Genomic DNA, 23,981 nt, shown 5'->3' on the forward strand with positions numbered 1-23,981 from the left:
TGGGCGCAATAATCCCCGTCGGGCCGCTCAGGCGGCCCGCGTGCCATCCGAGGACTCCCAGGCCAGGGCTAGGGCTGCTGCGGCCTCGACACCGCGGCGCCGCTCGGCTGCCGCGGTGCAGGGTGGTGCGTCCGAGGCACCCACGGCAGACAACGCTGCCGTGGCAGAGGAGTCGCCAGCGTCGTCGGGGGCATCGGCAAAGGCTGGCGCCCCGGAGAAGACGGCCGCCCCGGCGAAGGCGAGCGCTCCGGCGCGTCGCCCTGCGGGCAAGGCGGCTGCCTCGTCAGCGCCACGGCGCCGGTGGCCGGTGGCGTTGACCGTTGTGCTCCTTGCGATGGTGCTGGTGGTTGGGCTACTAGTGGGCGGCTTTTCCTATGTGCGCTGGTTCGCCCACGACGATGCCGCCGACATCCAGGGCACCTGGTACTTGGCGGGCACCGACACGCCTATCGAGATCACGGCCGATCGCATCTGCCTTACCGATGACGTGTCCTATCCTTATACGCTGAATACGGGCGACAAGACCATTGCCTTCTCGTTCTCGAACTTGGCGGGAACGGGCTGGTACCGCTTCTCCCTCGATCGCGGCCAGCTGGCCATTGAAGACGGTGCTTTCAGCGGCGGCGACACGCTGGGGCGCGATATCGCTTGGTTGCCCCAGGCGCTTATCGCTCAGCTGCAAGGCTCGTCGCTGGCTCCGGCCGAGAGCGCGGGGAAGGGGCTGACGCTGCTCTCGCGCACGCCCTCGTCGGGGAAGGCCGTCGCGTCACAGGAGAATTCTGCGGCCAACGACGAGACCTCCCCATCCCAGAGCGACGCGGACGCCGACAAGTCGGCGTCCGAGGCCGATGAGGAGCAGGGCGACAACGGCGATGGCGCCTTTGACGAGGCAGCCGCCGACAAGGGCGACGGTGCCGACGAGAGTACGTCCGACGGCTCCAGCGAAGCGTCGAGCGGCGAAGAATCAGCGGATAAAGACGACGCGGCCGAGGACGCGTCCTTGTGAGCCCGCTTGCCGTCGAGCGCGTGCTGGTGCGCCGCGATCGGCTGGTGCTGCTCGTGCGCGTGGAGGGCGGAGCAGCGGTCCACCTTTCCCCGGACCAGGCCAACTACCTGCGGGCAGCGCGACCGACCCTGGCGCGTCATGCCTGTCTGAACGCCCAGGGGCTTCCCTTCGACGCCATTCTTGAAACCACCTCGTTGCCCCATGTGCTCGAGCACCTTATCGTCGACTTCCAGGGAGCGTTGTCCCAAGACGCGGGCAACAGGTCGGCAACGGGCCGACCGCTCACGTTTGTAGGAACGACGGAATGGCTCGACGAGGGGGCGGGGCTGGCGCGCATTGAAGTAAACTTGACCGATGATCTCATCGCTTTGGAGGCGCTCAAGCGCGCCCGAGCGCTTTTGGATGAAGGGATGGTGCAGGAGCCATGACGTCTGCCCACATCACGTTCGACCAAACGGGCGATCGCATTGCCGGTCGCGTGAAGAAGATGCGCTCCTCGGCGGTGCGCGATTTGTTCTCGGCCGCCACGCGCGCCGACGTTATCTCCCTTTCCGGCGGCATGCCGGCGGTGTCGCTGCTGCCCGAGGAGGATGTGCGCCGCGCCGCCTTGGCCGCGGTGGAAAGCCCCGAGGCCCGCGCCGTCTCGCTGCAGTACGGCCCCACCAACGGCGCCCCCGGTTTGCGGCAGGTATTGGCTGATATGATGCGCGATCTGGGCATTCGCGTAAAGGCCGACCAGATCCTCGTTACGACGGGCGCCCAAGAGGCCCTCGATCTCATCGCCAAGACCTTCATCGATCCCGGCGATATCATCATCACCGAAGGCCCCACCTACCTGGGCGCGCTCCAGGCCTTCTCGGCCTACGAGCCCGATGTGCGCCCCATCCCCTTCGACGAGCAGGGCATGCGCATGGATCTGCTCGAGGAGGAGCTGAAGCGCATCGGCAAGGGCAATCCGCGCCTGAAGTTCTGCTACGTTATTCCGAACTTCCAGAACCCCGGCGGCGTCACCATGACGGCCGAGCGCCGCAAGCGCCTGCTGGAGCTGGCCCACGAGTACGATCTCATGGTGGTGGAGGACGATCCCTACGGCCGCTTGCGCTACGACGGCGGCCACCAGGTGCCGCTCAAGGCCATGGACGAGAACGTGGTGTATCTGGGCACCATCTCGAAGATGCTCGGCCCGGGCTTGCGCACCGGCTGGGTGGCCGCCCCCGAAAGCGTGCTGGCCCGCATCAACTTGGTGAAGCAGGGCGCTGACTTGTGCGGCAGCTCCTTCGACCAGCTGGTGGTGCAGCACTACTTCCAGGACGCCCCCTGGGCCCGTACCCTGCAGAAGTTCATTCAGGTGTACAAGGAGCGCCGCGACACCATGCTGGCTGCTCTGGAGGAGTTCTTCCCGCCCGAGGCCACCTGGACCCATCCCGAGGGCGGCATGTTCCTGTGGATCACGCTGCCCGACTATATGGATACCGATTCGATGCTTGCCGAGGCGCTCGAAGCGGGCGTAACCTATGTACCAGGCAATTCCTTCTTCCCCGATGGCGTTACCGGCCGCAACTCCATGCGCGTGAACTTCAGCTTCGAGACGCCGGAGTCCATCACCGAGGCCATTCGCCGTTTGGCCGGGGTTATCGAGGATCGCCTGGAGCTTTACCGCGTGTTCATCAATGCCGGCGCACTGCCGGGCTATGGAAAGGAGGCCGTCATGGCCGAAGAGAAAACCGCAACGCCCTGGTCGGAGATTATCGCCGATTCCGAGCAGAACGAGGAAGCGGTGATGCAGGCCCGCGAAGGCGACGCCGAGCAGATCGACATCGCAGCCGAGAAGACCCTGGACGCCCAGGAAGCCGCCGCCCCCGCCGAGGAAGCCACCGGCGAATAGAGCCGTCTCGACAAGCGAAGAGTTCGGCAGTCCGTTCGGCATTTCCTCAGCTGAGTGAAGGCGCGGCGGACTTTGGTCGCAAGAGGACCCGGATTGCAGGAGGGCTTTGGTTGCAGGAGGACTTTGGTTCCAAGATCGGCTCATTTGGTACCTTCTGCGCTGCCAAGAAGGACCGCTTCGGTTCCCTCTGCAGGCAAAATCCCAGGTCAGTTTTTTGCGCCAAGGTAAAAGAGGGAACCAAAGCAGGCGATTTGGGAACCTAGCCCTCGGCTGTCTAGCGGCCCCGATGGGCGCAGGTCGCGTACTGGCCCCGATGGGCGCAGGTTGCTTACTAGCGCTGACGGGCGGAGGCTGCGCAGAAGCGCCGACGGGCGGAGAGTTTCAACAACACTAAGGAGAAGGTATGAAAGTAGCTGTGCTCATGGGAGGCAAGTCCTTCGAGCGTGAGGTTTCGCTGGCTTCGGGCAAAGTGGTGTGCGCTGCTTTGGAGGAAGCGGGCCACAAGGTGGTGCCGCTGGACACCAATGGCGACTTGGTCCCCACGTTGCGCAGCGAGCGTCCCGACGTGGTGTACAACGCCCTTCATGGCAAGCATGGCGAGGACGGCACCATCCAAAGCTTGCTGGAGTTCCTGGGCCTGCCCTTCGTGGGCTCGCCGGCCAGCGTGTGCCATCGCGCCTGGAACAAGGACGCGCTGCACTCGTCGTTGGAGAAGTACCGCGACATCACGGGGGAGGAGGGCATCGCCTCCTGGCCCCAGGGCGTCTACATTACGAAGGACGCTTTCAAGGACATGGGCGCGGCCACGGCCCTCGACATGGTGGCCGATCGCGTCATCGGCGGCTATCCGGTGTGCGTGAAGCCGGCTCACGGCGGCAGTGCCCTGGGCGTGCACAAGGTGGATTCCCAGGAAGAGCTGGGCGAGGCCGTGCTTGATGCCCTTTCCTACGACGAAGCGGTCAACATCGAGCAGTGGGTCGACGGCGTGGAAGTGTCCGTGGCCATTCTGGGCACGGGTTGGGACGCCTACGCCCTACCGCCGGTGGAGATTGTGGCCCGCGAGGGCTTCTTCGACGCCGAGGCGCGCATGCACGAGGATGCCGTCGAGTTCTTCTGCCCCTTGCGCCCCGAGTCGCTCTCGCCCGACGAGGGCACGGCCCATGCCATCCGCCAGGAGATCGAGCGCGCCGCGCTGGAAGTGTACCGCGCCTACGGTGCCCGTGACCTGGGTCGTGTCGACCTCATGTGGGACGGCGGCAGCGCCCGCTGCTTCGAGCTGGACGTGTGCCCGGGCATGACGGAGCGCTCGCTGTTCCCCGCCGCTTGCGGAGCGGCCGGGCTCTCGCTGCCCAAGGTGCTCGACACCCTGGTGAACGAGGCTTACGCCCGCGGCCCGCGGTTCTAGGATGCGCCCCAGACACTCAAGTTTTTTATGCGAGTTTTGCTCATCGATGATGAATTACAGCTTGTTTACCGTAAGGTGAGGAGATAGCTGCAAGGGTCTTGAGCAGCGTATCCTCAACCTATAATGAGCCCACTTGATATTCCGTCGATAAAGGAGGCAGTTATGGCCAACAAATTCGGAGTTTTCATCATCGGTGGTGTTGTCGGTGCCGTTGCAGCCCTGCTGGCTGCGCCGCGAACGGGCGTGGAAACCCGCGCCATGGTTGCCGATAAGGCCAATCAGTTCATGGGCGATGCTCAGCAGTGGGGCAGCGATGCCGCCGCTAACGCCCAGCACGTGTACCAGGAAGCGGCCGCCAAGGGTGCTGCCGTGGTGAACAACGTGGCCGCCAAGGGCCAGGAAATTGCGTCCGAGGCTGCCGCCAAGGGTGCCGACATGGCCGCGGCCGTGCAGGAGGCCGCCACGAACGCCGCCCCCACCATCAACGAGAAGGGCGACGAGCTGCGCGATAAGATCGAGGCCGCCCGTCAGCGCATTGCCGACCAGGTAGCTAAGAACGCCGGCGACGATTCCGACTCCTTGGGCGACGCCGTGGACGCTGCGGCCGACAAGGCTAAGGAAGCCGTGGGCGCTGCTGCCGACAAGGCTCAGGACGCGGCCGAAAAGGCCGGTGAAGTGGCTGGTCAGGCCAAGGAGGCCGCCGAGAAGGCCGCCCATGAGGCCCAGCACGACAAGAAGACCGAGGAGAAAAAGGACGACAAATAGGTCATGTCCAAGAAGCTAATCTCAACTTCAGAGCTTGTCGGCAAGCGCGTGCTTGCCGACAAGAGCTCCGACAAGAAACCCGAGGCAACGAAGAAGCTGGGGAAGGTGCGCTCGTGCGTGTTCCATCCCAAAGAGCGCCGTTGCGTCGGGTTTATTGTCAAGCGCCCCGATGCGGCCCTCATGTTCCACCGCAAGGACGTGTTCGTGGCCGTCAACGGCTACGACATGGTGGACGGTCGCATTGTGGTGCGACGCAGCCCCGACGCCACCGACAAGGGAGCCTGCAAGGCCCTGGGTGTGAGCTGGGACGACTGTGTGCTGTGGGTGGGGCTGCCCGTCATCGGCGAGGACGGCGAGTCCTACGGCCTCGTGGGCGACGTGCTGTTCGACGCCACCACCGGCGAGGTGGAAACTCTGCGGGTTACCCAGGGCGCCACGGCCAATGCCCTGCTGGGCGTGAAGGAAATTCCGGCTTCGCTTATCCGCGGATTCAAACGCGGTATTGGCACTACGCTGGCCGTGAATGGTGAGACTTCGGAGGAAGAGCCCGTCATCGGCGCCATTCTGGTGTCCGATGAGGTGGCCGATCTGGCTGCCGAGGGCGGCCTGGCCGCGAAGGCCGGCGAGGCAACCGCTGTCGTAGCCTCCCAGGCCCAAGAAGTGGTTGAGAAGGTCAAGCCCAAGGCGCAGCAGGCCACGGCGGCGGCAGGCAAGGCCGTGAACGCCGGCGCCTTCGCCACGGGCCGCCAAATTAAGCGCGCCAGCGGCATGTTCGCCGCCTTCAAGGAAGAGTACGACAAGGCGCGCCACGAGGACGATTAATAGATGCGGCGCCGACGGCGGTTTCAGCATTGTAAAATGCCTGATCAGCTTCGGTGCAGCTTACGAAATCGTCATCTCCGTTAAGAATGTCTGAAGAGGGCCGGCTCTGTGCCGGCCCTCTGCTATGCTGGAACCATGAGCAAAACGGATAACAAGCACCATTCCCAGCGTCTCCAGAAGCTGGAAGCCAAGGCCCATGAAGAGAAAACCGTGGCCGGGCACCCCATGCCCGCCGCCGACATCTTCAAGTTCGTCGGTCTCATTGCGTTTTTCGCCATCATGGTGGTCATTGTCATAGCTGTCTGGCCCATGATCCACGAAATTTTCGAGCCCGGCGGTATCGAGCGCGTTACCACCGAGGTGCGCAATGCGGGCCCGTGGGGCTTCCTCATCTTGCTGGCCATTCAGTTCCTGCAAATTGTGGTGGCCTTCATTCCCGGTGAGGTGGTGCAGGTAGCCGCCGGCATGATCTACGGCCCCTGGGTGGGTGCCCTTATCATTTGGCTCGGCTGCATTATCTCCAGCTCTTTCATCTTCCTGCTGGTGCACAAGCTGGGAGCCCCCTTTGTCCAGGCCATGGTGCCGGAGAAGTACATGGGGAAGTTCCGACAGTGGGAAACCTCCGAAAAGTTCAACGTCATTGTCTTCGTGCTGTTCCTCATCCCAGGGCTGCCCAAGGACGTGTTCACCTATTTGACGCCGCTCACGCATATGTCGTTCCGCAATTTCGTCATTATCTCGAACGTGGCGCGCATTCCCGGCATTGTGCTGTCTACCTATGCGGCTGCGGGTTTGGTCAGCGGCGATGTCGTCAAATCGGTCATCATCTTCGCTGTCACCGCCGTGGTGGCCATTGTGGCTCTTATCGTCTACAGCCGTATTACCAAGAAGAACTAGCCGCTCGTCGGTATCTTTGGGCAAGGTTGCCCCATGGGTTTCTTGTGGCCTCCTGTTGAGTTAGCTATACTTAACATTAAGTTAGATTGAGCGAACTCATGGAGGCGCGATTGTGCGCTTGCGTTTTGGCCAACGCGCTTCCAGGTTGAAACGGAAGAGGAGCTTGTGGGCGCCATATCGCGACGTCAATTTGTTTGCTGGGGGCTTGCCGGGGCGGGTCTTGCGGCGACGGGGGGCTTGTTGAGCGGCTGTGCCAGCGCGCCGGCCAGCGCCGACGAGGAAGCCTCCGCGGCCTCGCTTGCGCAAACGGGAGACGGTGCAAGCGCAGCGTCCGCCGATCCCCTGACGGCGACGGAGTTTCTCTTCGACACCGTTATTACCTTGACGGTTTACGGTCCCCAGGAGGCTCTGGACGCGGCCGTCGAGCGGTGCCGCTATTTCGAGAACACCTTCTCCCGCACGGTAGAAGGTTCGGATGTGTGGCGCATCAACGAGGCGGCCGGGCAGCCCGTCGAAGTGGCATCCGAGACGGCGGATATCATTACCCAGGCGCTGGGCTATTGCGCAGCTTCCGAGGGGCTGTTCGACATCACCATCGGCTCGGTATCAACGCTGTGGGACTTCAAGGAGGGCGTGCGTCCCGATGATGAGGCTATCGCCGAGGCCATCAAACATATCGACTATCGGGGCGTGACGGTGACGGGGTCCACGGTGCAGTTGGCCGACCCTGCGGCAAAGATTGACCTGGGTGGCATCGCGAAGGGCTATATTGCCGACGATTTGAAGCGGCTCTTAGCCGAGCAGGGGGTTGAGAGCGCCTGCCTCAACTTGGGCGGCAACGTGGCTGTATTGGGCGCGAAACCTGACGGGAGTCCCTGGAAGGTGGGCATTCAAGATCCGAACGGAGCGGCCCAGGACGTCATTGCGGCGGTGCCCTGCGTAGACGGTTCCGTGGTGACGAGCGGCTTGTACGAGCGTCAATTCGTGCAAGACGGGACGCTGTACTACCACATTCTGGACCCCCGCACCGGCTATCCGGTGGAAACCGACGTGGTCAGCTCGTCGCTGCTGACCGACTCGTCCACCGACGGGGACGCCTATGCCACGCTGCTGTTCCTGATGGGACGCGATGAGGCCCTGACTCTGGTCAATGGCGACGAGCGCTTCGAGGGGCTGGTGGTGGATGACGCCGGGACGGTGACTCTTTCGAGCCAGGCGCCCTTCGAGCTGATCGAGGAGGCGTGATGGCTTCGGCGAAAAGCGCGGCGGCGAATAGCCGCCTGAGCTTGATCATTGTTATTGCGGTGGTGGCCGTGGTGGCCGCCTCGGTGGTAGCGGTGATGGTGTTCGGTGCCCAAACCGCGGCGGATACCGCGGTGGTGCACGCCAGCGACGGCTCGGTGCGCGAGCTCCCCTTGGATCAAACGGGCACCTTCTCGGTGACCACCGAGAAGGGCACGAACGAGATCGAGGTGAAGGACGGTCAAGTGCGGGTGGTGGAGGCCGATTGTCCCAACCACGACTGCGTGGAGCAGGGCTGGATCAGCCGAGCCGGCCAGCAGATTGTCTGCCTGCCCCATGAGCTCTGGATCGAGATTGTGCCTGCCGAGGGCTCGGATGCGCAGGATGCCGCAACGTTCGACACGGTCGGGAGCTGAGATGGCGCCCCTTCCTCCGGAGATTGAGCGCGCACGCCGCCTGACGCGCACCGCCCTGTTGGCGGCCGTCGCGTTGGTGCTGGGTTTTTTGGAGACGATGATCCCGCTGCCGGGAGCGTTGCCCGGCATGAAGCTGGGACTGTCCAATATTGCCGTGATCATCGCTCTGTTCTTGGTGGATGGAAAGACGGCGGCCAAAGTGGCGGTATTCAAAGTGCTGGCCACGGGCTTTCTGTTCGGCAGCCCGCTGATGATGGCCTACAGTGCCGCGGGCACGGCGTTGGCTTTGGGTGCCATGGTGGGCCTCAAGCGCCTGGGCGTGACCGTGGTAGCGGTGTCGCTGGTGGCGGCGGTGGCGCACAACGGGGGGCAGCTGCTGGTGGCGGCATGGTTTCTGGGCACATGGGCCGTGCTGCTCTCGGCTCCGTTCCTCCTGGCGGCAGCGTGCGTGACCGGCGCGGCCACGGGTTTGGTGGCCCAGCGGGTAGTGGAGGCGCTGGCGGTTCAGGGCCAGCTGTCCACGAGTTTTGACAACGAGAGCGGGCAGGCGACCCGTTCCCGTTCTGCTCTTGCCCCGTGCCGCGCGGGACTCATCGACGACGATTGTCGGGAGCTGGCCTAATGGCATTGGGCGTGTACCGAAGCCAGACCAGCTGGCTTCATCGATGCGACCCGCGGGCCAAGTTGGGCTGCGTGCTCCTGTATTTGGTGGCGGTGGTGCTTGCCGATACGCCCGGGGCCCTGTTTCTGGTTACGGTGGGGGCGCTGTTGCTGTGGTGGGGCAGCGGCCAAGGCGCGCGCGAGGCTCTGCGGCTTCTAGGGCCTGTGATGCCGTTGGTGCTGGGCATCTTCCTGATCAACGCCGTTTGCACGTTTGGGATGGCGGCGTCCGATGGTGCAGGCTGGCGACCTTTGGCGGCTGCTCTGGAGAGCGGAATTCTGGTTGCCTTGAAGCTGCTCGACGCTTTTCTGGGCGCGGCGACGCTCATGATCACCACGCCCCCGGTGCTTTTGACGGCCGCCCTGCGCTGGTTCCTGTCGCCCGGGGCCTGCTTCGGCCTCAAAGTAGACGAGGCCGCTTTTTCTCTGACCATGGTACTGCGCTTCGTGCCGCTGCTGGGCGAGGAGGCCGTGCGTATTCGGGCGGCTCAAACCAGTCGCGGCGCCTCGTTCGATGCGGGTAGCTTCGTAGCGCGAGTGCAGCAATGGATACCCGTTATCACGCCGCTCTTTGTGGGTGCTCTGCGGCGCTGTGACAACGTGGCGTTCGCGGTGGCGAGCCGCGCCTTTTTTGCCCCTGTCAGGCATACGTCGCTCGTGCAATTGAGGGGCGGGGCTCGAGACGTGTTTTTGCTGACTGCAGCGTTTGTCCTGATGGTGGCTGTAATCCTTTGGAACTGCTTGAGTTAGCTCCATCAAAGAAAAGTTTTCCTCCTTTAACAAATTCTCTGCTTGCAAAAAAGTTTTCTTATGGTAACTTGACCTCGTGGATTAGTGTTAGCTTCCTCTAACAATACGGGTCGCGGACCCTCTGTCTCTTTAGAGTCGATCTCCGTGCCGTAGGCGAGGTGGCGCAAGTGGGGTCAACGAAAGGAGATCCATGAGAGAGAGCAGTTTGGGAATGAAGGCGTGGTCGCAGAAGGCGGCCGCCCTTATGATCGCTGGCGCTTTGGCCGTGTCCATGGTGCCCGCCACGGCTCTGGCCGTGACCGTGGCCGACAACGGCAACAGCCAAACGACGGACAAGCTTCTGGCCTCCACCGCCAACGACGCGGCGGGGAAGACCGTTATGTGGGCCGACGGTGCCTGGGTGACTGACCCGGCGAAGGTGACCAACGGCGTTTATCAGTGGAAGACCACCATCAAGGGCGACGGCGCGCACTATGGCCACTATGACGCCCTCATCACCTTCACGGTGAAGAACAAGGTGCTGACGGCGGTGGATCTGACCTCCCAGGGCACCACGTTCGGCGGTAAGTGGGGCACCATCACGCCGAAGTCCACGAACATCACGGGCTACCTGCCCAAGGGCGTGTCCGTGAAGGCCGTGCAGAACGCTGCCGGCGGTGCCACGGTCAACGTGGGGCTGACCGGTACCGCTCCCTATGGCGGTGCCACGGTAACGGGCATTACGCTCTGCACCGTGCAGGACGATGGCACCCTCAAGACTGAAATCCAGAAGGTGCTCGATCCCACCGACGGCGACTACGACGACAAGGAAGTCGTGGTGGGCTACGACGTAGCCACGTCCCTCCAGGCGGCCGGTTCCGGCAGCTCCCAGGGCGGCCAGGGCGGTCACGGTGGCCGTTCTCTGACGGTCATGGCGCGTCCGGGCGCGGGCTCCACGGCTTCGCTGGCTACCAGCGACTCGGTCGTCACCGACGTGGTCAACTGGAAGCATGACACCCAGTCCTTCACGCTGAGCGAGAAGGCCGCTGCCGAGTACAACATGGCCAAGGTAACCTACCGCATTGGCGACTACTTCGTGTTCGACCAGTACATTGCCCTGGACGGTGCGAACGGCAAGGGTGCTTCCTATGATGTGCCCGCTACCGATCTGAACGCCGATGCGACGGGTATTGGCGCGAAGAACCGCGACGTGTACACGGGTGCTGCCTACGCCGTGATGCTGCAGCGTCATTTGATGGCCTGGCAGGAGGCAACGACCGGCGGCACGAAGGTCGACTTGGATACGGTCAGCGCCGCCACCAAGTCGAGTGACTCCCTCAAGGAGGCTCTGTACGCCCTGGACGGCTACGTGTACCCGGCTGCCAACCACGACAATCCCCAGGATTACCAAAAGGCCGCCCCGTGGGGCAAGCTCTTCACCTCGGTGGCCGACGATCTGACGGTGACGCTCGACAAGGGCAAGGCCTCGGCCAGCACCGTGTGGGACACCACCACGGTGACCAAGAACGCCAACGGCGATTACGTACTTACCTGCAAGCTTTCCGATGCGCTGCCGGTCAGCTCTTTGAAGGGCTACAGCAAGACCGCCAAGCTCAACAGCGAGGAGCTGTGGCGCTTGGGCAGCAGCTCCGAGGAGCCGGTGGCTGGCTTCAAGACGGAGCATACTGCTGATCACGGCATCTGCGGCGAGTTGAGCGATGATGAAGTGACGGGCGACGCCATCAGCTGGAATAGCGCCACGAAGACCGCCACGATCAAAAAGGATTCGGGCATCAACTACGTGGTCGTGGGCTACGGCGTTGGCAAGCTGGCCGAGAACGGCATCTGCGGCATTGCCTACAGCCTGGACGACCTGGTGGCTGCCGGCGAGGTGACGAACGCCATCAAGGCGCTGAACGTGGCCGACAAGGCCGCTGTTGCCAAGGCGAGCGCCGCTTACAAGGCCTTGAGCCTCGATGCGCGCACCTTCGTGGGCCGCTCCGAGGTGGCCAAGCTGAACAGCGCCACGGCCGCTCCTGTAGCCCAGACGCTGAAGATGAGCAGCGCCACCAAGAGCTATGCGGCGTCGCTGCTGTCCAAGGGCGCTCTCAAGAAGGCCCAGACCTTTACCGTGAAGGCCACGGGTGCCAAGACCGGGGTGACCTACACCTGCTCCGGCACCAAGTACGCCTCCATCAACAAAACCACGGGCAAGGTGACCCTGAAGAAGGGCACGCCCATGGGCGCCTACACCATCAAGGTGACGGCGACGGCCAAGGCCGGCACGGCGTCGGGCACGTCCTACGCGAAGGGAACGGCGACGGCGACGGTTAAGGTGACGGTGGGCTCTCCCACCACGAAGCTGAGCGCCTCTTCCAAGTCGCTGAAGGCGTCGACGCTGAAGAAGGCCGCCCAGACGTTCACGCTGACCGCCACCACCACGGCGGGCAAGGTGACGTCGGTCAAGAACGTCAGCACCAACAAGACGGCCAAGAAGTTCACGGTGAAGAAGAGCGGCACCAAGAAGGTTACCGTGAAGGTGCCCAAGGGCACGAAGAAGGGCACGTACTCGGTGCAGATCCAGGTAAAGACGCCCAAGGTGACGAAGAAGTGCGTGGCCGCCACCACGACGAAGACCGTCAAGGTGGTTGTGAAGTAGTTCGGTCTTTTGAGATTCGAGCGGTTTTTGCCTCAGGGGGCGGTTCTTAGGAGCCGTCCCCTCACCTCGTTAAACGAGTTTTTTACACGAACCGCAAAATGATGAGTTCTGAATCATGTTAACTAGTGCTAACATCTCCTTTCCGAAGAGTTCACTAAGGTTAATTTTTCTGAAAGTAGATTGAGGAGAAAGCGACAGCGTCATGGCCACGGATATCCGACGACACGGCTACAGCAGCATGAAGGTCATCAACCTGGTGGCCGTCGTTGCCTTGCTGTTCGCTTTCAGCACGTGGGCCACGGAGGCCCAAGCCCATGACGCCGCCGTCGAGGAGCAGATGATTGCCGCCGAGCGCGCGGCCCATCGCGGTCCCTATGCGGTGGACGGCGTCTTCTCGGGAGCCGCCGAGGGCTTCGGCGGTCTGGTGGAAATGCAGGCCACCATCGAGGACGGCTATATCACCTCGGTGGATATTCTCGATGCTAGCCACGAGGACGATGCGTGGCTCGACATGGCCATTGTTCTGCTCGACCAAATTGAGAAGGAGCAGACGACGAACTTGGACGTAGTGTCCGGCGCCACCTACACCTCGGCCGGTATCTTGAACGGCACAGCCGAGGCGCTGCGTCAGGCCATGGGGGAGGGGGCGGCATGAGCGCGGGAGAGTTGACGCTCGACGGCGACGACTTCGTGCCCGGCGGCGCCTCGTCCCGCGAGCCGCAGGCCCGCACGGCGCAACAGGGACGTGGGGAAGCTTCGACGGCCGCGTCTTCGGCATCGAAGGTGAAGGCGAAGGGGTTCTCCGCGGCCCAGAAGCGGGTGTGGACAGCGCGGCTCCACCGAGTGCTGCGCATTGGCATCCAGGTTATGTTCTTTGTGCTGGCGCCAGGCTTGTTCGCCGCCGCCTTCAATGGCGTGAAGTACCTGTTCTCCCAGATCGGGGCGTTGCAGGCCCTTGAGCCCACGTCGTTTGTGATCGTGCTGGTGGCGTTGCTGGCCTTCACGGTGGTATTCGGCCGCTTCTTCTGCGGCTATGCCTGCGCCTTCGGTGCTCTGGGCGACTGGGTGCACACCGTGGTCCAGGGCCTGCTGGCCAAGACGCCGCTGCGCGGGGCGCGCATTCCCGAGAAGGCCATGAAGGTGCTCTCGCTGGTGAAGTACGGTATTGCGGCCGCCATTGGCGTTGCCTGCGTGGTGGGCGTGTGGGCCGATGTGTCCGGATACAGCCCCTGGGTGGCCTTCGCCGGGTTTACGTCGGGGTCGCTCGACGGCATTCGCAAGGGCGCTTTCGTGCTGCTGGGGCTGTGCCTGGTGGGCATGATGCTCTCCGAGCGCTTCTTCTGCCGCGTGCTGTGCCCCATGGGTGCCGTGTTCGCTCTGATGCCGGTGCTCGGCATATCGTCGTTCACGCGCACGCGCAGTCATTGCGCCCATAAGTGCGGGCAATGCCACGACGTGTGTCCCGTTGACCTGTGGCCCGATTCCGACACGCTGGCCCACGGCGAGTGCATTGCCTGCGGGCGCTGCGCCGATGCGTGCCCCCTGGCCAACGTGAATCTGGTGGCCGTGGCCAAACCGGCGGGCAAGGCGGAATTGGAGGCGGCCTTGGCCAAGGCCAACGATGCTGCTGCTAAAAAAGCCCAGGTAGCGTTAGCGGCCGCGGCCGCGCCGGCCGCCGTTCCCCCAGTGGCCCAGGCTGTGGCTCGGAAGAGCGCTTTGCGCGAGGTGCTGGCCAAGGGCAAGCCCGTGCGCAAGACGCGCCAGACGTGGCACCTGCTGCACGGCTCGGGCGTGGCGGTGACCCTGCTGAAGGCCGCCGTGCTGCTGGCGCTGTGCTGGGCGGTGGGTGTGACGCGCTACCTGCCGGCCTTTGGCGACGTAATGGCAAATATCCCCTGGCCGTTCTAGGCCGTTCATCACACAGGCGGAAGGAAGACCACCATGAAGATTGCCCAGGTACTGAAGACGACGCCGCTGTGGCTGCTCCTGCCTCTGCTGATGTTCGTGGGTGTGACGGCCTTCGCCGTTTCGGGCTACGAGCCCCTGGAGTTCGACGCGAGCCTCTACGATGTGCCGACGGCCCAGGCGGCCGAGCTGCAAACTGTGGACGCCGCCGCCATCGAGGCTGAGAACGCCCAGCCGGCCGACGTGGAGCCTTTGGCCGCCGTCGAGGGCGATGCGGAGCTGACCGACGGCACGTGGACGGGCTATGCCCCGTGCGGCCAGGGCAATCCCGATGGCTGGAAGCCCTACTATGTGGCTGTGACCATCCAGGTGCTGGACGGGAAGGTGGCCGCCATCAGCGATATTTCCGGGACGTCGACGGGCAATGCCGGGGAGGCGGCGCTCCATTGGGACGCCGCCGAGAACCAGCGCTACCTTGACGCCGCCGTTCAGGGCTCCGGCGGCGTTAAGGCCCAGATCGAGGCTGCCTTGGCAGCGGGCTCCACCACCACGTCGGTAGATGCGGTGTCGGGCGCCACTTACTCCTCGGTGTCGGTGTACAACGCCTACGCCGATGCGGTGAACAAGGCCAGCGGCGGGAAGAGCGCCGTTGCCGCCCAGGAGACCCCGCAAACGGCCGGGGACGCGGCATCCCAGCCGGCCAAAAAGACCAAGGCGCCCGCGGCGGCGGCGAAGATCGACGCCCTGGCCGACGGTGCCTGGATTGGCTACGCGGCCTGCGGCGAGGGCAACCCCGATGACTGGAAGCCCTACTACGTGCAGGTGGGCATCACCGTGCGCGATGGCGCCGTGGTGGCGGTGGAGAAGATCGCCGGGTGCTCCACGGGCGATTCGGGCCAGAAGAAGCTCTCGTGGGACGCCGCCGAGAACCAGGTGTACCTGGACTGGGCCATCGAGGGCCGCACCCGCGGCGGGAAGGTCTACGAAGGCGTGCGCGATCAGATCGAGACGGCCATCGCCCAGGGCAAGAACCCCACGGCCGTCGATGCCGTTTCCGGGGCCACCTATTCCTCGGACGCCATTCTGACGGCGTACTACGAGGCGTTGGGAAAGTCGGCGGAAAAGGCCGGCTCGACCACGGAGAAGCCCTCGGCCCCCACGGTGGTGAAGCCGACGGAGCCCGATACCCCGACGGTTCCCACCCCGGTGGTGCCCACGCTGCCGGAAGGCGATGACACGCCGGCCATCCCCGACGGCATCTACGAGGGCTACGCGCTCTGCCGCGACGAGGATGCCCCCACGGCCTACGCTCCCTACTATATCGTGACCGAGATCGAAGTGGTGAACGGCAAAGTAGCGCGCGTGGGCGAGGTCTACGGCGACGAAGAGGGAAAGATCGATCCGGCCTATGTCTACGACTCCCATGAGAACGCCTCGTACCTGAACAAGGCCATCAAGGGATCGGGCCTGTTCACCAAGGGCGTGAAGACGCAGATCCAGGAGAAGCTCGATGCCGGCGCGCCCGTAGAGGGTATCGATACCGTGTCCGGCGCCACCTGGTCGTCGCTCTCTATCATCGAGGCCTACGTGAAGGCGGTGCAGGCGGCCATCGACGCTGCCCAGCAGGCCGCTGATGCGGCCCAGCCCGACGATGAGGGCACGGTCCAGCCCGACGACGCCGATGCCCCGACGGAAGAGACGGAAGTGGGCGACGCGCTGCCGAATGAGGATCGGCTGCCTTCCGATGACGCCCAGGAAGAGGAGAGCTCCACCGACGAGCAGCCTTCACCGCTTTCTTTGTGAAACGGTGGGCGCACCCAGGCCGATTCGCTACAATAGGGAACGTTGTTTATTTGCGAATCAAGGAGGATACCCATGCCGAAGATCACCCGTGATCAGGTGCGCGTTCCCGCCGACGTCATGCCCGATATGCGTGACGAGTACATCTCCAACTATATGAAGGCCACGCGCGAGACGGGCCGCCTCATGCTGTTCGCCTGCGATCAGAAGATCGAGCACCTGAACAAGGACTTCTACGGCGAGGGCATCGACATCGCCGACCTGGACCCCGAGCATCTGTTCAAGATCGGCTCCGAGGGTGTGTGCGGCGTGCTGGCTGGCCAGCGCGGTCTGGTGGCCCAGTATGCGGCCGACTATCCGGAGATCAACTACCTGGTGAAGATGAACTCCAAGACCAACATCGTCGGCACCAAGCAGGAGGACCCCTATTCTCCTCAGCTGTATGACTTCGACGCCATCCTGGCCATGAAGGAAGCCGGCGTGAACATTGTGGGCCTTGGCTACACCATCTACCTGGGCTCCGAATTCGAGGCCACCATGATGGCCGAGGCCGGCGAGCTCATCGCCCAGGCCCATGCCAACGGCATGATCGTCGTGCTGTGGATCTACCCCCGCGGCAAGGCCGTTACCGCCGAGAAGGACCCGGACCTCATTGCCGGCGCCGCCGGCGTGGCCCTGTGCCTGGGTGCCGACTTCGTGAAGGTAAACCCGCCGAAGCCCGAGGACGGCCGTTCTGCTGCCGAGGCCCTGAAGGTGGCCTCCACCGCCGCTGGTCGTTGCGGCCTGGTGTGCGCCGGCGGTTCCACGGTGGACGCCGAGACGTTCCTGTCCCAGCTGTACGACCAGATTCACGTGGGCGGTGCCGACGGCAACGCCACGGGCCGTAACATCCATCAGCGCTCCCTGGACGAGGCCGTGCGCCTCACCAAGGCCATTTCCGCCATCACCTTGGCTGACTGGTCGGTGGCCGACGCCCTGGCCGTCTTCAACGGCGAGAAGGACTTCACTCTGGCCGACATCTAAGCTGTCGAACATAGTGTTGAGGGAAGAGGCCGCCATCGAGCGGCCTCTTTTTTCTCCTAGCGTCTTTGGCGCAGGCCTTGTAACGATGGGCTTGGCGTGCTCATTTGCGCCAGGGGCCGGATCTCCCTGCGAATAGTTGTTGACAGTTCGCGCAGTTGTTCGGAAAATCGAAGAGGTTAAAAAGAGAGAGGACCGCATGAGCGCCATCGACAGACTTGCCCTGAAAGTGACTCGCCCTTATCGCGAGGAGGATTTGCCGGTCATCACGAGCATTTGGAACGACGTCGTCGAGGCGGGCAACGCCTTTCCCCAGACGGAGCTGCTGACGCCGGAGGAAGCCCGCGAGTTTTTCGCCGGCCAGTCGCGCACCACCGTGGCGACGGTGGGGGGCAAGGTTATGGGGCTGTACATCCTGCATCCCAACAACGTGGGGCGCTGCGGGCACATTGCCAACGCCAGCTATGCGGTGGCGCGGGATGCGCGCGGAAGCGGTGTCGGTCAGCTGCTGGTGGAGGATTCGCTGCGCCAGGCGGGGCGACTGGGCTTCAAGGGCCTGCAGTTCAACGCCGTGGTGGCCAGCAACCAGGCGGCCATCTCGCTGTACGAGAAGGTGGGATTCCAGAAGGTGGGTACCATTATCGGCGGGTTCCGCAACAAGAACGATGTCTACGAGGACATGCACGTCTTCTTCCACGAGACCCACGACGACCGCGCCTAGACGGCCGATACGAGGGGCGGGCGCGCCTGCCGTTGAGCCGCTGACCTGCGGTGAGGGCGCTTTCGAAGGTGCCGCGCTCTGATTGAGGCCTACGGCTTTTCCGCAAAAGAAAACGGCTCCCTTTCGGGAGCCGTTGTACGTTTCATGGTGCCCGGGGCGGGATTTGAACCCGCACACCTTGCGGCATCGGTTTTTGAGACCGACGTGTCTGCCGTTCCACCACCCGGGCGCGTTTTAGCAGTATAACGGAACCGATCGCATCCGTCGAGGTGAAATTAGGCCAAGCCCGTCCACAGCAGGATCTTCGGGACATAGCCCATGATGAAGATGATGATGATCAGCGCCGGCAGGCCGAAGGTGAGCCAGCCGCGAGCCCAGCGGGGGAACTTCACGCCCGTGCCCGTGTCGGCCTCGGCCAGGAAGTTGTTCCAGCCCCAGCCCTTGCGCGACACGCAGAACACCACGTACAGCAGGCTGCCCAGCGGCAGCAGGTTGTTGGACACAATGAAGTCCTCGATGCTTTGGATGTCGCCGATGCCGGGGATGGCGATGCCTGCTAGAACGTTGAAGCCCAGGGCGCAGGGAAGGCTCAGCACGGTGACCAGGGCGCCGGTGCGAATGATGGCCGTGCGGCGCGAGACGTTCCACTTCTCCATGGTGAAGGTGATGAGGTTCTCGAACACCGCAATAATGGTGGACAGGGCGGCAAAACTCATGAACACGAAGAACAAGGTGCCCCACAGCTGCCCCAACGGCATTTGCTCGAACACGTTGGGCAGGGTGACGAACACCAGCGACGGGCCCTGGTCGGGGGCCACGGCGAAGGCGAAGCAGGCGGGGAAGATGATGAAGCCGGCCAGGATGGCCACCAGGGTGTCCAGGCCGCAAATACGCAGGGCCTCGCTGGTCAGGGAGTTCTTCTTGCCAATGCGGCTGCCGAACACCTCCATGGCGGAAATGCCCAAGGACAGGGTGAAGAACGCCTGGCCCATGGCCGCATAGACCGCGTCGCCGAAACCGGGCAGGCCGCCGGCGAACATCTTGCCGAAGTCGGGCACCAGGTAGAACTCCAGGCCGGCCGCGGCGCCGGGCAGCGTCACCGAGCGAATGACCAACAGGGCCATGACGCCCAAGAGGCAGATCATCATGACCTTCGTCACGCGCTCGACGCCCTTCTGCAGGCCCATGCTGCACACGAAGAAGCCGATGACGATAACCGCCAGCATCCAGCCGATCATCTCGGTGGGATTGCCCAGCATGGTGCCGAAGACGCCGGCCACGCCTTCAGGATCAAGGCCTGAGAAAGAGCCTGTGGCCATCTTGGCCGTGTAGGCCAGCATCCAGCCGCAGACGGTGGTGTAGAACATCATGAGCAGCATGCAGCCCACGTAGGCCCACCAGCTGAACCAATGCCAGCGACGGGAGGGCTGCAAAATGTCGAAGGCCAGGGCGGCCGAGCGCTGGGAGGCGCGGCCCACGGCGAACTCCATGACCATGACAGGCAGCCCCAGGATAACCAGGAACACCAGGTACAGCAGGATGAAGGCCGCACCGCCGTATTCGCCGGCAATATAGGGGAAGCGCCAGACGTTTCCCAGGCCGATGGCGCAGCCGGCGCTGATAAGGATGAAGCCCAGGCGTGAGGCAAAGTGCTCGCGGGGGGCGGTGGCGGTAGATTGCCCGGGGGTGGGGATAAGATCGCTGCTTGCCATAGGTGCTCCTGTACGGCGTTTTGAACAATAGTGCACAGGCATTGTACCCGAACCTAAGCAGGTTGATTATGGTATGTGCTCCCGTCAACGGCTTTGTATCTAGAAAGCGGGCGGTTGGGAGGGCTAAGGGCCGCTCGGAGATAATAGGGGCAGAGAGCGGGCGCGCAAGGACGGAGGTGCCATGAGAGATATTCTGGACTACTTGGAAACCCAACTGAGCACCTTCGAGGACGAGCCGCTGAACGAAGTGGACTCGGCCCTGCTGGCGCAGTTCTGCATGACGCGCGGCGAGGGTATTATGCCGGGGGTGACCAGCCCCCGCGAAGAGGCGCGGGCGCGAGCTGAGGCGGCACGGGCGAAGCCTCGCGGACTCAAGGGGCTTGCGGAGCGCGTGCGTCGCGGGTGGCACTGGCCTGTCCAGGGCGGTCGCGTTGCGCGGGCGGCCGAGGCGGCCGCGGCTGCCTCGGAGTCGGAGCCTGTCCACTTCGCCGACTTGATGCGCACGGAGCTCTTCGGTGACCTGTTCGCGGGTATGCATGCGACACAAATGCGCCAGCAGCTGTTTCTCATGGCGGCCAGTCCGCGTTTTCGTACGATGACCATTCGTGATCATGCGGCGCTCTTCGACGAGCAACCGCCGATGCAGTTCGCCGCCACTACCTACGTGTATGGCGACCAGTTCGCCTATGTGGGTTTTCGCGGCACCGATACCACGCTGGCCGGCTGGCGCGAGGACTTCGACATGGCCTATCAGGTGCCGGTGCCTGCACAGGATCTAGCGGCGCGCTATTTGGCCGACGTGGCGGCCGACCCGGCCGTGCCTGAGCGTCTGTATGTCGGTGGCCATTCCAAAGGCGGCAACTTGGCCGAGTACGCGGCGCTGACGGCAGCGCCCGAGGTGCAGGCGCGCATAGCGCGCGTCTTCAGCCACGACGGACCGGGCTTTATGGCCGGCACGTTCTCGGTGGCCGACTATGCGCCGCTAGAGGGTCGCTGGGCGAAGACGATCCCCGAGGATTCCATGGTGGGCATTCTTATGGAATCGTCTATGCCTGTGAACGTGGTGCGCGCTTCGGGGAAGGGGTTCGAACAACACACCGTGTTTCGTTGGGAAGTGGCTGACGATAATCGCGGCTTTGTCACCGTGCCGCAGCTGCCCGAAGTCACGCGGCGCCGGGCCGAGGCGCTGAAGCTGTGGCTCGCCTCCATGGACGGAGGGCAGCGAGAACGCATGGTGGATGCCCTGTTTGCGGCTATTCGGGCCGCCGGTGTAACCGATGCTGCCCAGTTGTTCGAGGGCGGCCGCGAAGTGGCGCTGGTGCGTGACGGCATGCTGAAAATGGACGGCGCCGACCGTGCTGTTATGCTGCGGGCCCTAAGCGGTTTGGCGCGGGCGTTCCACGAGGTGTCGGTGGAGCGCAACGAGGCGCGACGCCAAGAGAACCGAGCGGCGAAGGCTTAAAGCACCCGACTTGGTGAGGTTGCGACGAAGGCCGCCGGAACGTTCAGGTTCTGGCGGCCTTCGCGATGGGAGAGGAGCCCGTGGGGTTTGCGGGCTCTCGTGTACTTCCTACACCCAGTGAACGCGGGTCTCGTCGTAGCGGCTGGGGCCTTTGGGCTCGGGCTCGGAAGCCGGGTGGCCTACGGCTACCAGGGCGAAGGGCTCAAGGGTTTTAGGCATGCCCAAGGCCACTTGAACCGCCGCCATGCGGTCGCGCTCCGGGGCGATGCCCAGCCAGCAGGCGCCCAGGCCGAGATCGGTGGCTTCCAAGAGGATGTTCTCGGTGGCTGCGCTCATATCCAAAGGGGCATCCTGGGGAAAGCGCAGGTCGGAGACGCGGGTGCAGACCACTACGACGCAGGGGGCGTGCTTGACGGGGACAGCGTAGGGGCTGCACGTGGCCAGGGCCATGCGGGTGGTCTCGTCGCGGACAATGAAGAACTCCCAGGGCTGTTGGTTGCCCGCCGAGGGGGCGGCCATGGCGGCGCGCATGAGCTTCTCGATGGCTTCGATGTTGACGGGCTCTTCGGTGAATTGACGAACACTGCTGCGTTTGAAGATGGGATTCATAAGATAAGGCTCCTTGGTCGTGCGGGAAAAGTCGACGCAAAAAACGAAGGCCCGTTGGTCGTTGGATCAACGGGCCTTGAAGCCTATGATGGGGCTTGTGTACGCGCGCGAAGGTCGCGGGAGCCACCTTGGGCCTGTTTTGGCAAGGAACTGAAAGTCAATAGTGACCTTCCATCGCGCTTCTTAGTCCCTAGATATCGCGCTGGTACAGGTCGGCGTAGGTTTCGCGACGGGTGACCACGCGGGCTTCGCCATCTTTCACGAACACCACGGCGGGGCGCGGCTGGCCGTTGTAGTTGCTGGCCATGGTCATGTTGTAGGCGCCGGTGCCGAAGACGCACACGATATCGCCCAGCTCGGGGGTCTGCAGCGGCATGTCGATAACCACGGCGTCGCCGCTCTCGCAGTGCTTGCCGCACAGGGTGACAATTTCCGTGCGCGGCTGACCGGCCTTGTTGGCAATGGTGGGCTCGTAGTCGGCGTGGTACAGGGCCGTGCGGATGTTGTCGGACATGCCGCCGTCCACGGCCACATACTTGCGAATGCCAGGCAGCGTCTTCAGAATGCCCACGGTGTACAAGGTGACGCCGGCGTTGGCCACCAGGCTGCGACCGGGCTCCACCAGAAGGCGCGGCAGCGGCAGGTTGTGCAGGGCGCACAGATCGCGCACCGCCGAGCAGGTAACTTCGGCGAAGTCGTCGATGGTGGAGGGCTGGTGCTCGGCCAGGTAGGCAATGCCTAAGCCGCCGCCCAGATCCAGCTCGGTAATCTCGTGGTTGTAGGTGTCGCGGATGCGGGCCATGAACTCCACCATCACAGCCGCGGCCTCGCGGAAGGAGTGCAGGGCGAAAATCTGCGAGCCGATGTGGCAGTGCAGGCCCACCAGGCGCACATTCTCGGCGGCCAGCACGTCGGCCACGCACTTGAAGGCGAAGTCCTCGCGCATGGTGAAGCCGAACTTCGAGTCCTCGCAGCCGGTGCGGATGTACTCGTGGGTGTCGGCCTCCACGCCGGGGGTGATGCGCATGTACACGTCCTGCACCTTGCCCAAGCGTCCGGCAATCTCGTTCACGCGCGCCAGCTCGATGCGGCTGTCCAGCACAATGCGGCCCACGCCGGCAGCAATCGCCTCTTCCAGCTCCTGGGGCGTCTTGTTGTTGCCGTGCACGAAGATGCGCTCCATGGGGAAGTCCACCGCCTGGGCGCAGGCCAGCTCGCCGCCGCCGGACACATCGAGGCAGAGCCCCTCGGCGTTGGCGATGCGCACCACTTCCTTGTTGAGGAAGGCCTTGGAGGCATAGATGATGTCGGAGTTCTCGTAACGGCTGCGGAAGGCCTCGCGGTAGGTTTCCATGCGATGGCGCAGGTCGGCCTCGTCGAACACGTACAGAGCCGTGCCCTGCTCGCGGGCCAGCTCCACCATGTCGACGCCGCCGATGAACAGGTGGTCGTCGCGCACTTCGGCAGTCTCGGGCAGCACGGCGCCCAGTTCCATGGTGGTGCGGTTGTCGGGCTGCTTGGTCAGGTCGGAAGCGGGAAGCGACATGGAGCATCCTTTCTGATGAAGGGGCGCTCAGCGGCAATGCACTTGGGGCGCCCAGGTTGTTCGGTGTTGCGGGGCCGTGCCTGCGGCCAGGCCTCGGCGGTGTGTCAAAGATGGCGCCTATAGTACCAGCATCGAGGTCATATTTGTGTGTCTGACCCGTTAAATCGCCGTGAGGAAAAACAAGCGGGCGCCCAGCGGGAACTCTGGTATTATTCTCGGCAGCCAATATAGTCTAGCTGAAGCCTGGACTTTGAAGCGATCATTGGCGTTTGCGAGAAAGGTTGCCCCATGGCAAAGCAAGAACCCTCCGTCGATCAGTGGCTCCGCGAGGCCAAGGCCGATCCGGCCGCGGCCCAGTGCGGCATGTTCCTCACCCATAACGGCGTGGTGCGCATCACGCCGAAGGCCCAGGTGCGCGAAGGCGTGGAAGGTTTGGGCGAAGTGGTGGCCGTGGAGTTCTCCTACGACGCCGAAGGCCTGGCCGCCGCCGAGGCTGAGGCCCTTACCTGGCCGGGCGTCTACTACGTTCGCACCTGGTTGAACGAGGGCCGCTGCGAGGTGGGCGATTCCCTCATGTACGTGCTCATCGGCGCCGACATCCGCCCCAACTGCATCGATGCCTTGCAGAAGCTGGTGGGGCACATCAAGAACGAGCTGGTGGTGGAGAAGGAGATCTTCGCGTAGGGCTGGTTCCCGCTTGCTTGGGCGGACGCCGCTTGC

Annotated in this window: 23 protein-coding genes and 1 tRNA gene; 19 read left to right on the forward strand and 5 right to left on the reverse strand. The window is 63.8% G+C overall.

Translation table 11 applies throughout. The features are described from left to right. Positions 1–27: 27 nt before the first annotated feature. On the reverse strand, positions 28–270 hold the full coding sequence (locus PZH32_RS02940) for a hypothetical protein (RefSeq protein WP_275206140.1): 243 nt from the start codon (positions 268–270) through the stop codon (positions 28–30). Positions 271–307: 37 nt separating this feature from the next. Between PZH32_RS02940 and PZH32_RS02945 the strand changes: the two genes are divergently transcribed. From PZH32_RS02945 to PZH32_RS03025, 17 genes are all read left to right on the forward strand, one after another. Continuing rightward, the gene (locus PZH32_RS02945; RefSeq protein WP_275206141.1) at positions 308–1,006 is read left to right on the forward strand and encodes a hypothetical protein; all 699 of its coding nucleotides are present in this window, start codon (positions 308–310) and stop codon (positions 1,004–1,006) included. Then, positions 1,003–1,434: a hypothetical protein gene (locus PZH32_RS02950; RefSeq protein ID WP_275206142.1), complete on the forward strand. Its 432-nt coding sequence runs from the start codon at positions 1,003–1,005 to the stop codon at positions 1,432–1,434. Before PZH32_RS02945 ends, PZH32_RS02950 begins: the two co-directional genes overlap by 4 nt. Continuing rightward, positions 1,431–2,891: a PLP-dependent aminotransferase family protein gene (locus PZH32_RS02955; RefSeq protein ID WP_275206143.1), complete on the forward strand. Its 1,461-nt coding sequence runs from the start codon at positions 1,431–1,433 to the stop codon at positions 2,889–2,891. Before PZH32_RS02950 ends, PZH32_RS02955 begins: the two co-directional genes overlap by 4 nt. Positions 2,892–3,294: 403 nt before the next feature. Beyond that, positions 3,295–4,296, forward strand: coding sequence for a D-alanine--D-alanine ligase family protein (locus PZH32_RS02960; protein ID WP_275206144.1), 1,002 nt, complete (start codon positions 3,295–3,297; stop codon positions 4,294–4,296). Between the two features lie 162 nt (positions 4,297–4,458). Beyond that, positions 4,459–5,061 (forward strand): YtxH domain-containing protein, encoded by a 603-nt coding sequence (locus PZH32_RS02965; protein ID WP_275206145.1) that lies wholly within the window; start codon positions 4,459–4,461, stop codon positions 5,059–5,061. A 3-nt stretch (positions 5,062–5,064) separates the two neighbouring features. Then, a complete protein-coding gene (locus tag PZH32_RS02970; protein WP_275206146.1) occupies positions 5,065–5,883 on the forward strand; it encodes a PRC-barrel domain-containing protein in 819 nt (272 codons plus the stop codon). 135 nt (positions 5,884–6,018) lie between these two features. Further along, complete coding sequence (locus PZH32_RS02975; RefSeq protein ID WP_275206147.1) at positions 6,019–6,780, forward strand: TVP38/TMEM64 family protein; 762 nt, start codon at positions 6,019–6,021, stop codon at positions 6,778–6,780. A 240-nt stretch (positions 6,781–7,020) separates the two neighbouring features. Continuing rightward, positions 7,021–8,025 (forward strand): FAD:protein FMN transferase, encoded by a 1,005-nt coding sequence (locus tag PZH32_RS02980; protein ID WP_275206148.1) that lies wholly within the window; start codon positions 7,021–7,023, stop codon positions 8,023–8,025. Further along, the gene (locus PZH32_RS02985; RefSeq protein WP_275206149.1) at positions 8,025–8,438 is read left to right on the forward strand and encodes a NusG domain II-containing protein; all 414 of its coding nucleotides are present in this window, start codon (positions 8,025–8,027) and stop codon (positions 8,436–8,438) included. Before PZH32_RS02980 ends, PZH32_RS02985 begins: the two co-directional genes overlap by 1 nt. A 1-nt stretch (position 8,439) precedes the next feature. Further along, entirely contained in the window at positions 8,440–9,060 is a 621-nt protein-coding gene (locus PZH32_RS02990) for a Gx transporter family protein (protein WP_275206150.1), read from the forward strand. Further along, positions 9,060–9,848 (forward strand): energy-coupling factor transporter transmembrane component T family protein, encoded by a 789-nt coding sequence (locus PZH32_RS02995; protein WP_275206151.1) that lies wholly within the window; start codon positions 9,060–9,062, stop codon positions 9,846–9,848. Before PZH32_RS02990 ends, PZH32_RS02995 begins: the two co-directional genes overlap by 1 nt. A 190-nt stretch (positions 9,849–10,038) precedes the next feature. Beyond that, a complete protein-coding gene (locus PZH32_RS03000) occupies positions 10,039–12,486 on the forward strand; it encodes a hypothetical protein (protein ID WP_275206152.1) in 2,448 nt (815 codons plus the stop codon). Positions 12,487–12,688: 202 nt separating this feature from the next. Then, the gene (locus PZH32_RS03005; protein WP_275206153.1) at positions 12,689–13,141 is read left to right on the forward strand and encodes an FMN-binding protein; all 453 of its coding nucleotides are present in this window, start codon (positions 12,689–12,691) and stop codon (positions 13,139–13,141) included. Continuing rightward, entirely contained in the window at positions 13,138–14,394 is a 1,257-nt protein-coding gene (locus PZH32_RS03010) for a 4Fe-4S binding protein (protein WP_275206154.1), read from the forward strand. Before PZH32_RS03005 ends, PZH32_RS03010 begins: the two co-directional genes overlap by 4 nt. Positions 14,395–14,427: 33 nt before the next feature. Further along, positions 14,428–16,194 (forward strand): FMN-binding protein, encoded by a 1,767-nt coding sequence (locus PZH32_RS03015; RefSeq protein ID WP_275206156.1) that lies wholly within the window; start codon positions 14,428–14,430, stop codon positions 16,192–16,194. Between the two features lie 72 nt (positions 16,195–16,266). Next, positions 16,267–17,214 carry an aldolase gene (locus PZH32_RS03020; RefSeq protein ID WP_275206157.1) on the forward strand — a complete coding sequence of 316 codons (948 nt, stop codon included), beginning with the start codon at positions 16,267–16,269 and terminating at the stop codon, positions 17,212–17,214. 196 nt (positions 17,215–17,410) lie between these two features. Further along, positions 17,411–17,932, forward strand: a complete 522-nt coding sequence (locus PZH32_RS03025; RefSeq protein ID WP_275206158.1) for a GNAT family N-acetyltransferase — start codon at positions 17,411–17,413, stop codon at positions 17,930–17,932. Between the two features lie 145 nt (positions 17,933–18,077). Here PZH32_RS03025 and PZH32_RS03030 read toward each other — a convergent pair. Beyond that, a tRNA-Leu gene (locus PZH32_RS03030) sits at positions 18,078–18,161 on the reverse strand. A 46-nt stretch (positions 18,162–18,207) separates the two neighbouring features. Further along, a complete protein-coding gene (locus tag PZH32_RS03035) occupies positions 18,208–19,644 on the reverse strand; it encodes a sodium-dependent transporter (RefSeq protein ID WP_275206159.1) in 1,437 nt (478 codons plus the stop codon). 181 nt (positions 19,645–19,825) lie between these two features. Between PZH32_RS03035 and PZH32_RS03040 the strand changes: the two genes are divergently transcribed. Beyond that, positions 19,826–21,106: an Mbeg1-like protein gene (locus PZH32_RS03040; RefSeq protein ID WP_275206160.1), complete on the forward strand. Its 1,281-nt coding sequence runs from the start codon at positions 19,826–19,828 to the stop codon at positions 21,104–21,106. A gap of 108 nt (positions 21,107–21,214) precedes the next feature. Here PZH32_RS03040 and PZH32_RS03045 read toward each other — a convergent pair whose 3' ends face one another. Continuing rightward, on the reverse strand, positions 21,215–21,715 hold the full coding sequence (locus PZH32_RS03045) for a nitroreductase family protein (RefSeq protein WP_275206161.1): 501 nt from the start codon (positions 21,713–21,715) through the stop codon (positions 21,215–21,217). 190 nt (positions 21,716–21,905) lie between these two features. Further along, positions 21,906–23,261: a diaminopimelate decarboxylase gene (gene lysA, locus PZH32_RS03050; protein WP_275206162.1), complete on the reverse strand. Its 1,356-nt coding sequence runs from the start codon at positions 23,259–23,261 to the stop codon at positions 21,906–21,908. A 288-nt stretch (positions 23,262–23,549) separates the two neighbouring features. Here lysA and PZH32_RS03055 point away from each other — a divergent pair, with 288 nt between their 5' ends. Then, on the forward strand, positions 23,550–23,945 hold the full coding sequence (locus PZH32_RS03055) for a molybdenum cofactor biosynthesis protein MoaE (protein WP_275206163.1): 396 nt from the start codon (positions 23,550–23,552) through the stop codon (positions 23,943–23,945). Positions 23,946–23,981 lie beyond the last annotated feature (36 nt).

The sequence above is a fragment of the Adlercreutzia equolifaciens genome (assembly GCF_029076695.1).
Classification (GTDB): Bacteria; Actinomycetota; Coriobacteriia; order Coriobacteriales; family Eggerthellaceae; genus Adlercreutzia; species Adlercreutzia equolifaciens_A.

Excerpts from the sequence above, each read along its gene's own strand:
- PZH32_RS03055 (WP_275206163.1), top strand. The coding sequence starts at position 23,550 with ATGGCAAAGCAAGAACCCTCCGTCGATCAGTGGCTCCGCGAGGCCAAG.
- PZH32_RS02990 (WP_275206150.1), top strand. The coding sequence starts at position 8,440 with ATGGCGCCCCTTCCTCCGGAGATTGAGCGCGCACGCCGCCTGACGCGC.
- PZH32_RS03005 (WP_275206153.1), top strand. The coding sequence starts at position 12,689 with ATGGCCACGGATATCCGACGACACGGCTACAGCAGCATGAAGGTCATC.
- PZH32_RS02995 (WP_275206151.1), top strand. The coding sequence starts at position 9,060 with ATGGCATTGGGCGTGTACCGAAGCCAGACCAGCTGGCTTCATCGATGC.
- PZH32_RS02965 (WP_275206145.1), top strand. The coding sequence starts at position 4,459 with ATGGCCAACAAATTCGGAGTTTTCATCATCGGTGGTGTTGTCGGTGCC.
- PZH32_RS03025 (WP_275206158.1), top strand. The coding sequence starts at position 17,411 with ATGAGCGCCATCGACAGACTTGCCCTGAAAGTGACTCGCCCTTATCGC.
- PZH32_RS02955 (WP_275206143.1), top strand. The coding sequence starts at position 1,431 with ATGACGTCTGCCCACATCACGTTCGACCAAACGGGCGATCGCATTGCC.
- PZH32_RS03000 (WP_275206152.1), top strand. The coding sequence starts at position 10,039 with ATGAGAGAGAGCAGTTTGGGAATGAAGGCGTGGTCGCAGAAGGCGGCC.
- PZH32_RS03015 (WP_275206156.1), top strand. The coding sequence starts at position 14,428 with ATGAAGATTGCCCAGGTACTGAAGACGACGCCGCTGTGGCTGCTCCTG.
- PZH32_RS02985 (WP_275206149.1), top strand. The coding sequence starts at position 8,025 with ATGGCTTCGGCGAAAAGCGCGGCGGCGAATAGCCGCCTGAGCTTGATC.
- PZH32_RS02960 (WP_275206144.1), top strand. The coding sequence starts at position 3,295 with ATGAAAGTAGCTGTGCTCATGGGAGGCAAGTCCTTCGAGCGTGAGGTT.
- PZH32_RS03010 (WP_275206154.1), top strand. The coding sequence starts at position 13,138 with ATGAGCGCGGGAGAGTTGACGCTCGACGGCGACGACTTCGTGCCCGGC.
- PZH32_RS02970 (WP_275206146.1), top strand. The coding sequence starts at position 5,065 with ATGTCCAAGAAGCTAATCTCAACTTCAGAGCTTGTCGGCAAGCGCGTG.
- PZH32_RS03040 (WP_275206160.1), top strand. The coding sequence starts at position 19,826 with ATGAGAGATATTCTGGACTACTTGGAAACCCAACTGAGCACCTTCGAG.
- PZH32_RS02975 (WP_275206147.1), top strand. The coding sequence starts at position 6,019 with ATGAGCAAAACGGATAACAAGCACCATTCCCAGCGTCTCCAGAAGCTG.
- PZH32_RS03035 (WP_275206159.1), bottom strand. The coding sequence starts at position 19,644 with ATGGCAAGCAGCGATCTTATCCCCACCCCCGGGCAATCTACCGCCACC.
- lysA (WP_275206162.1), bottom strand. The coding sequence starts at position 23,261 with ATGTCGCTTCCCGCTTCCGACCTGACCAAGCAGCCCGACAACCGCACC.
- PZH32_RS03045 (WP_275206161.1), bottom strand. The coding sequence starts at position 21,715 with ATGAATCCCATCTTCAAACGCAGCAGTGTTCGTCAATTCACCGAAGAG.
- PZH32_RS03020 (WP_275206157.1), top strand. The coding sequence starts at position 16,267 with ATGCCGAAGATCACCCGTGATCAGGTGCGCGTTCCCGCCGACGTCATG.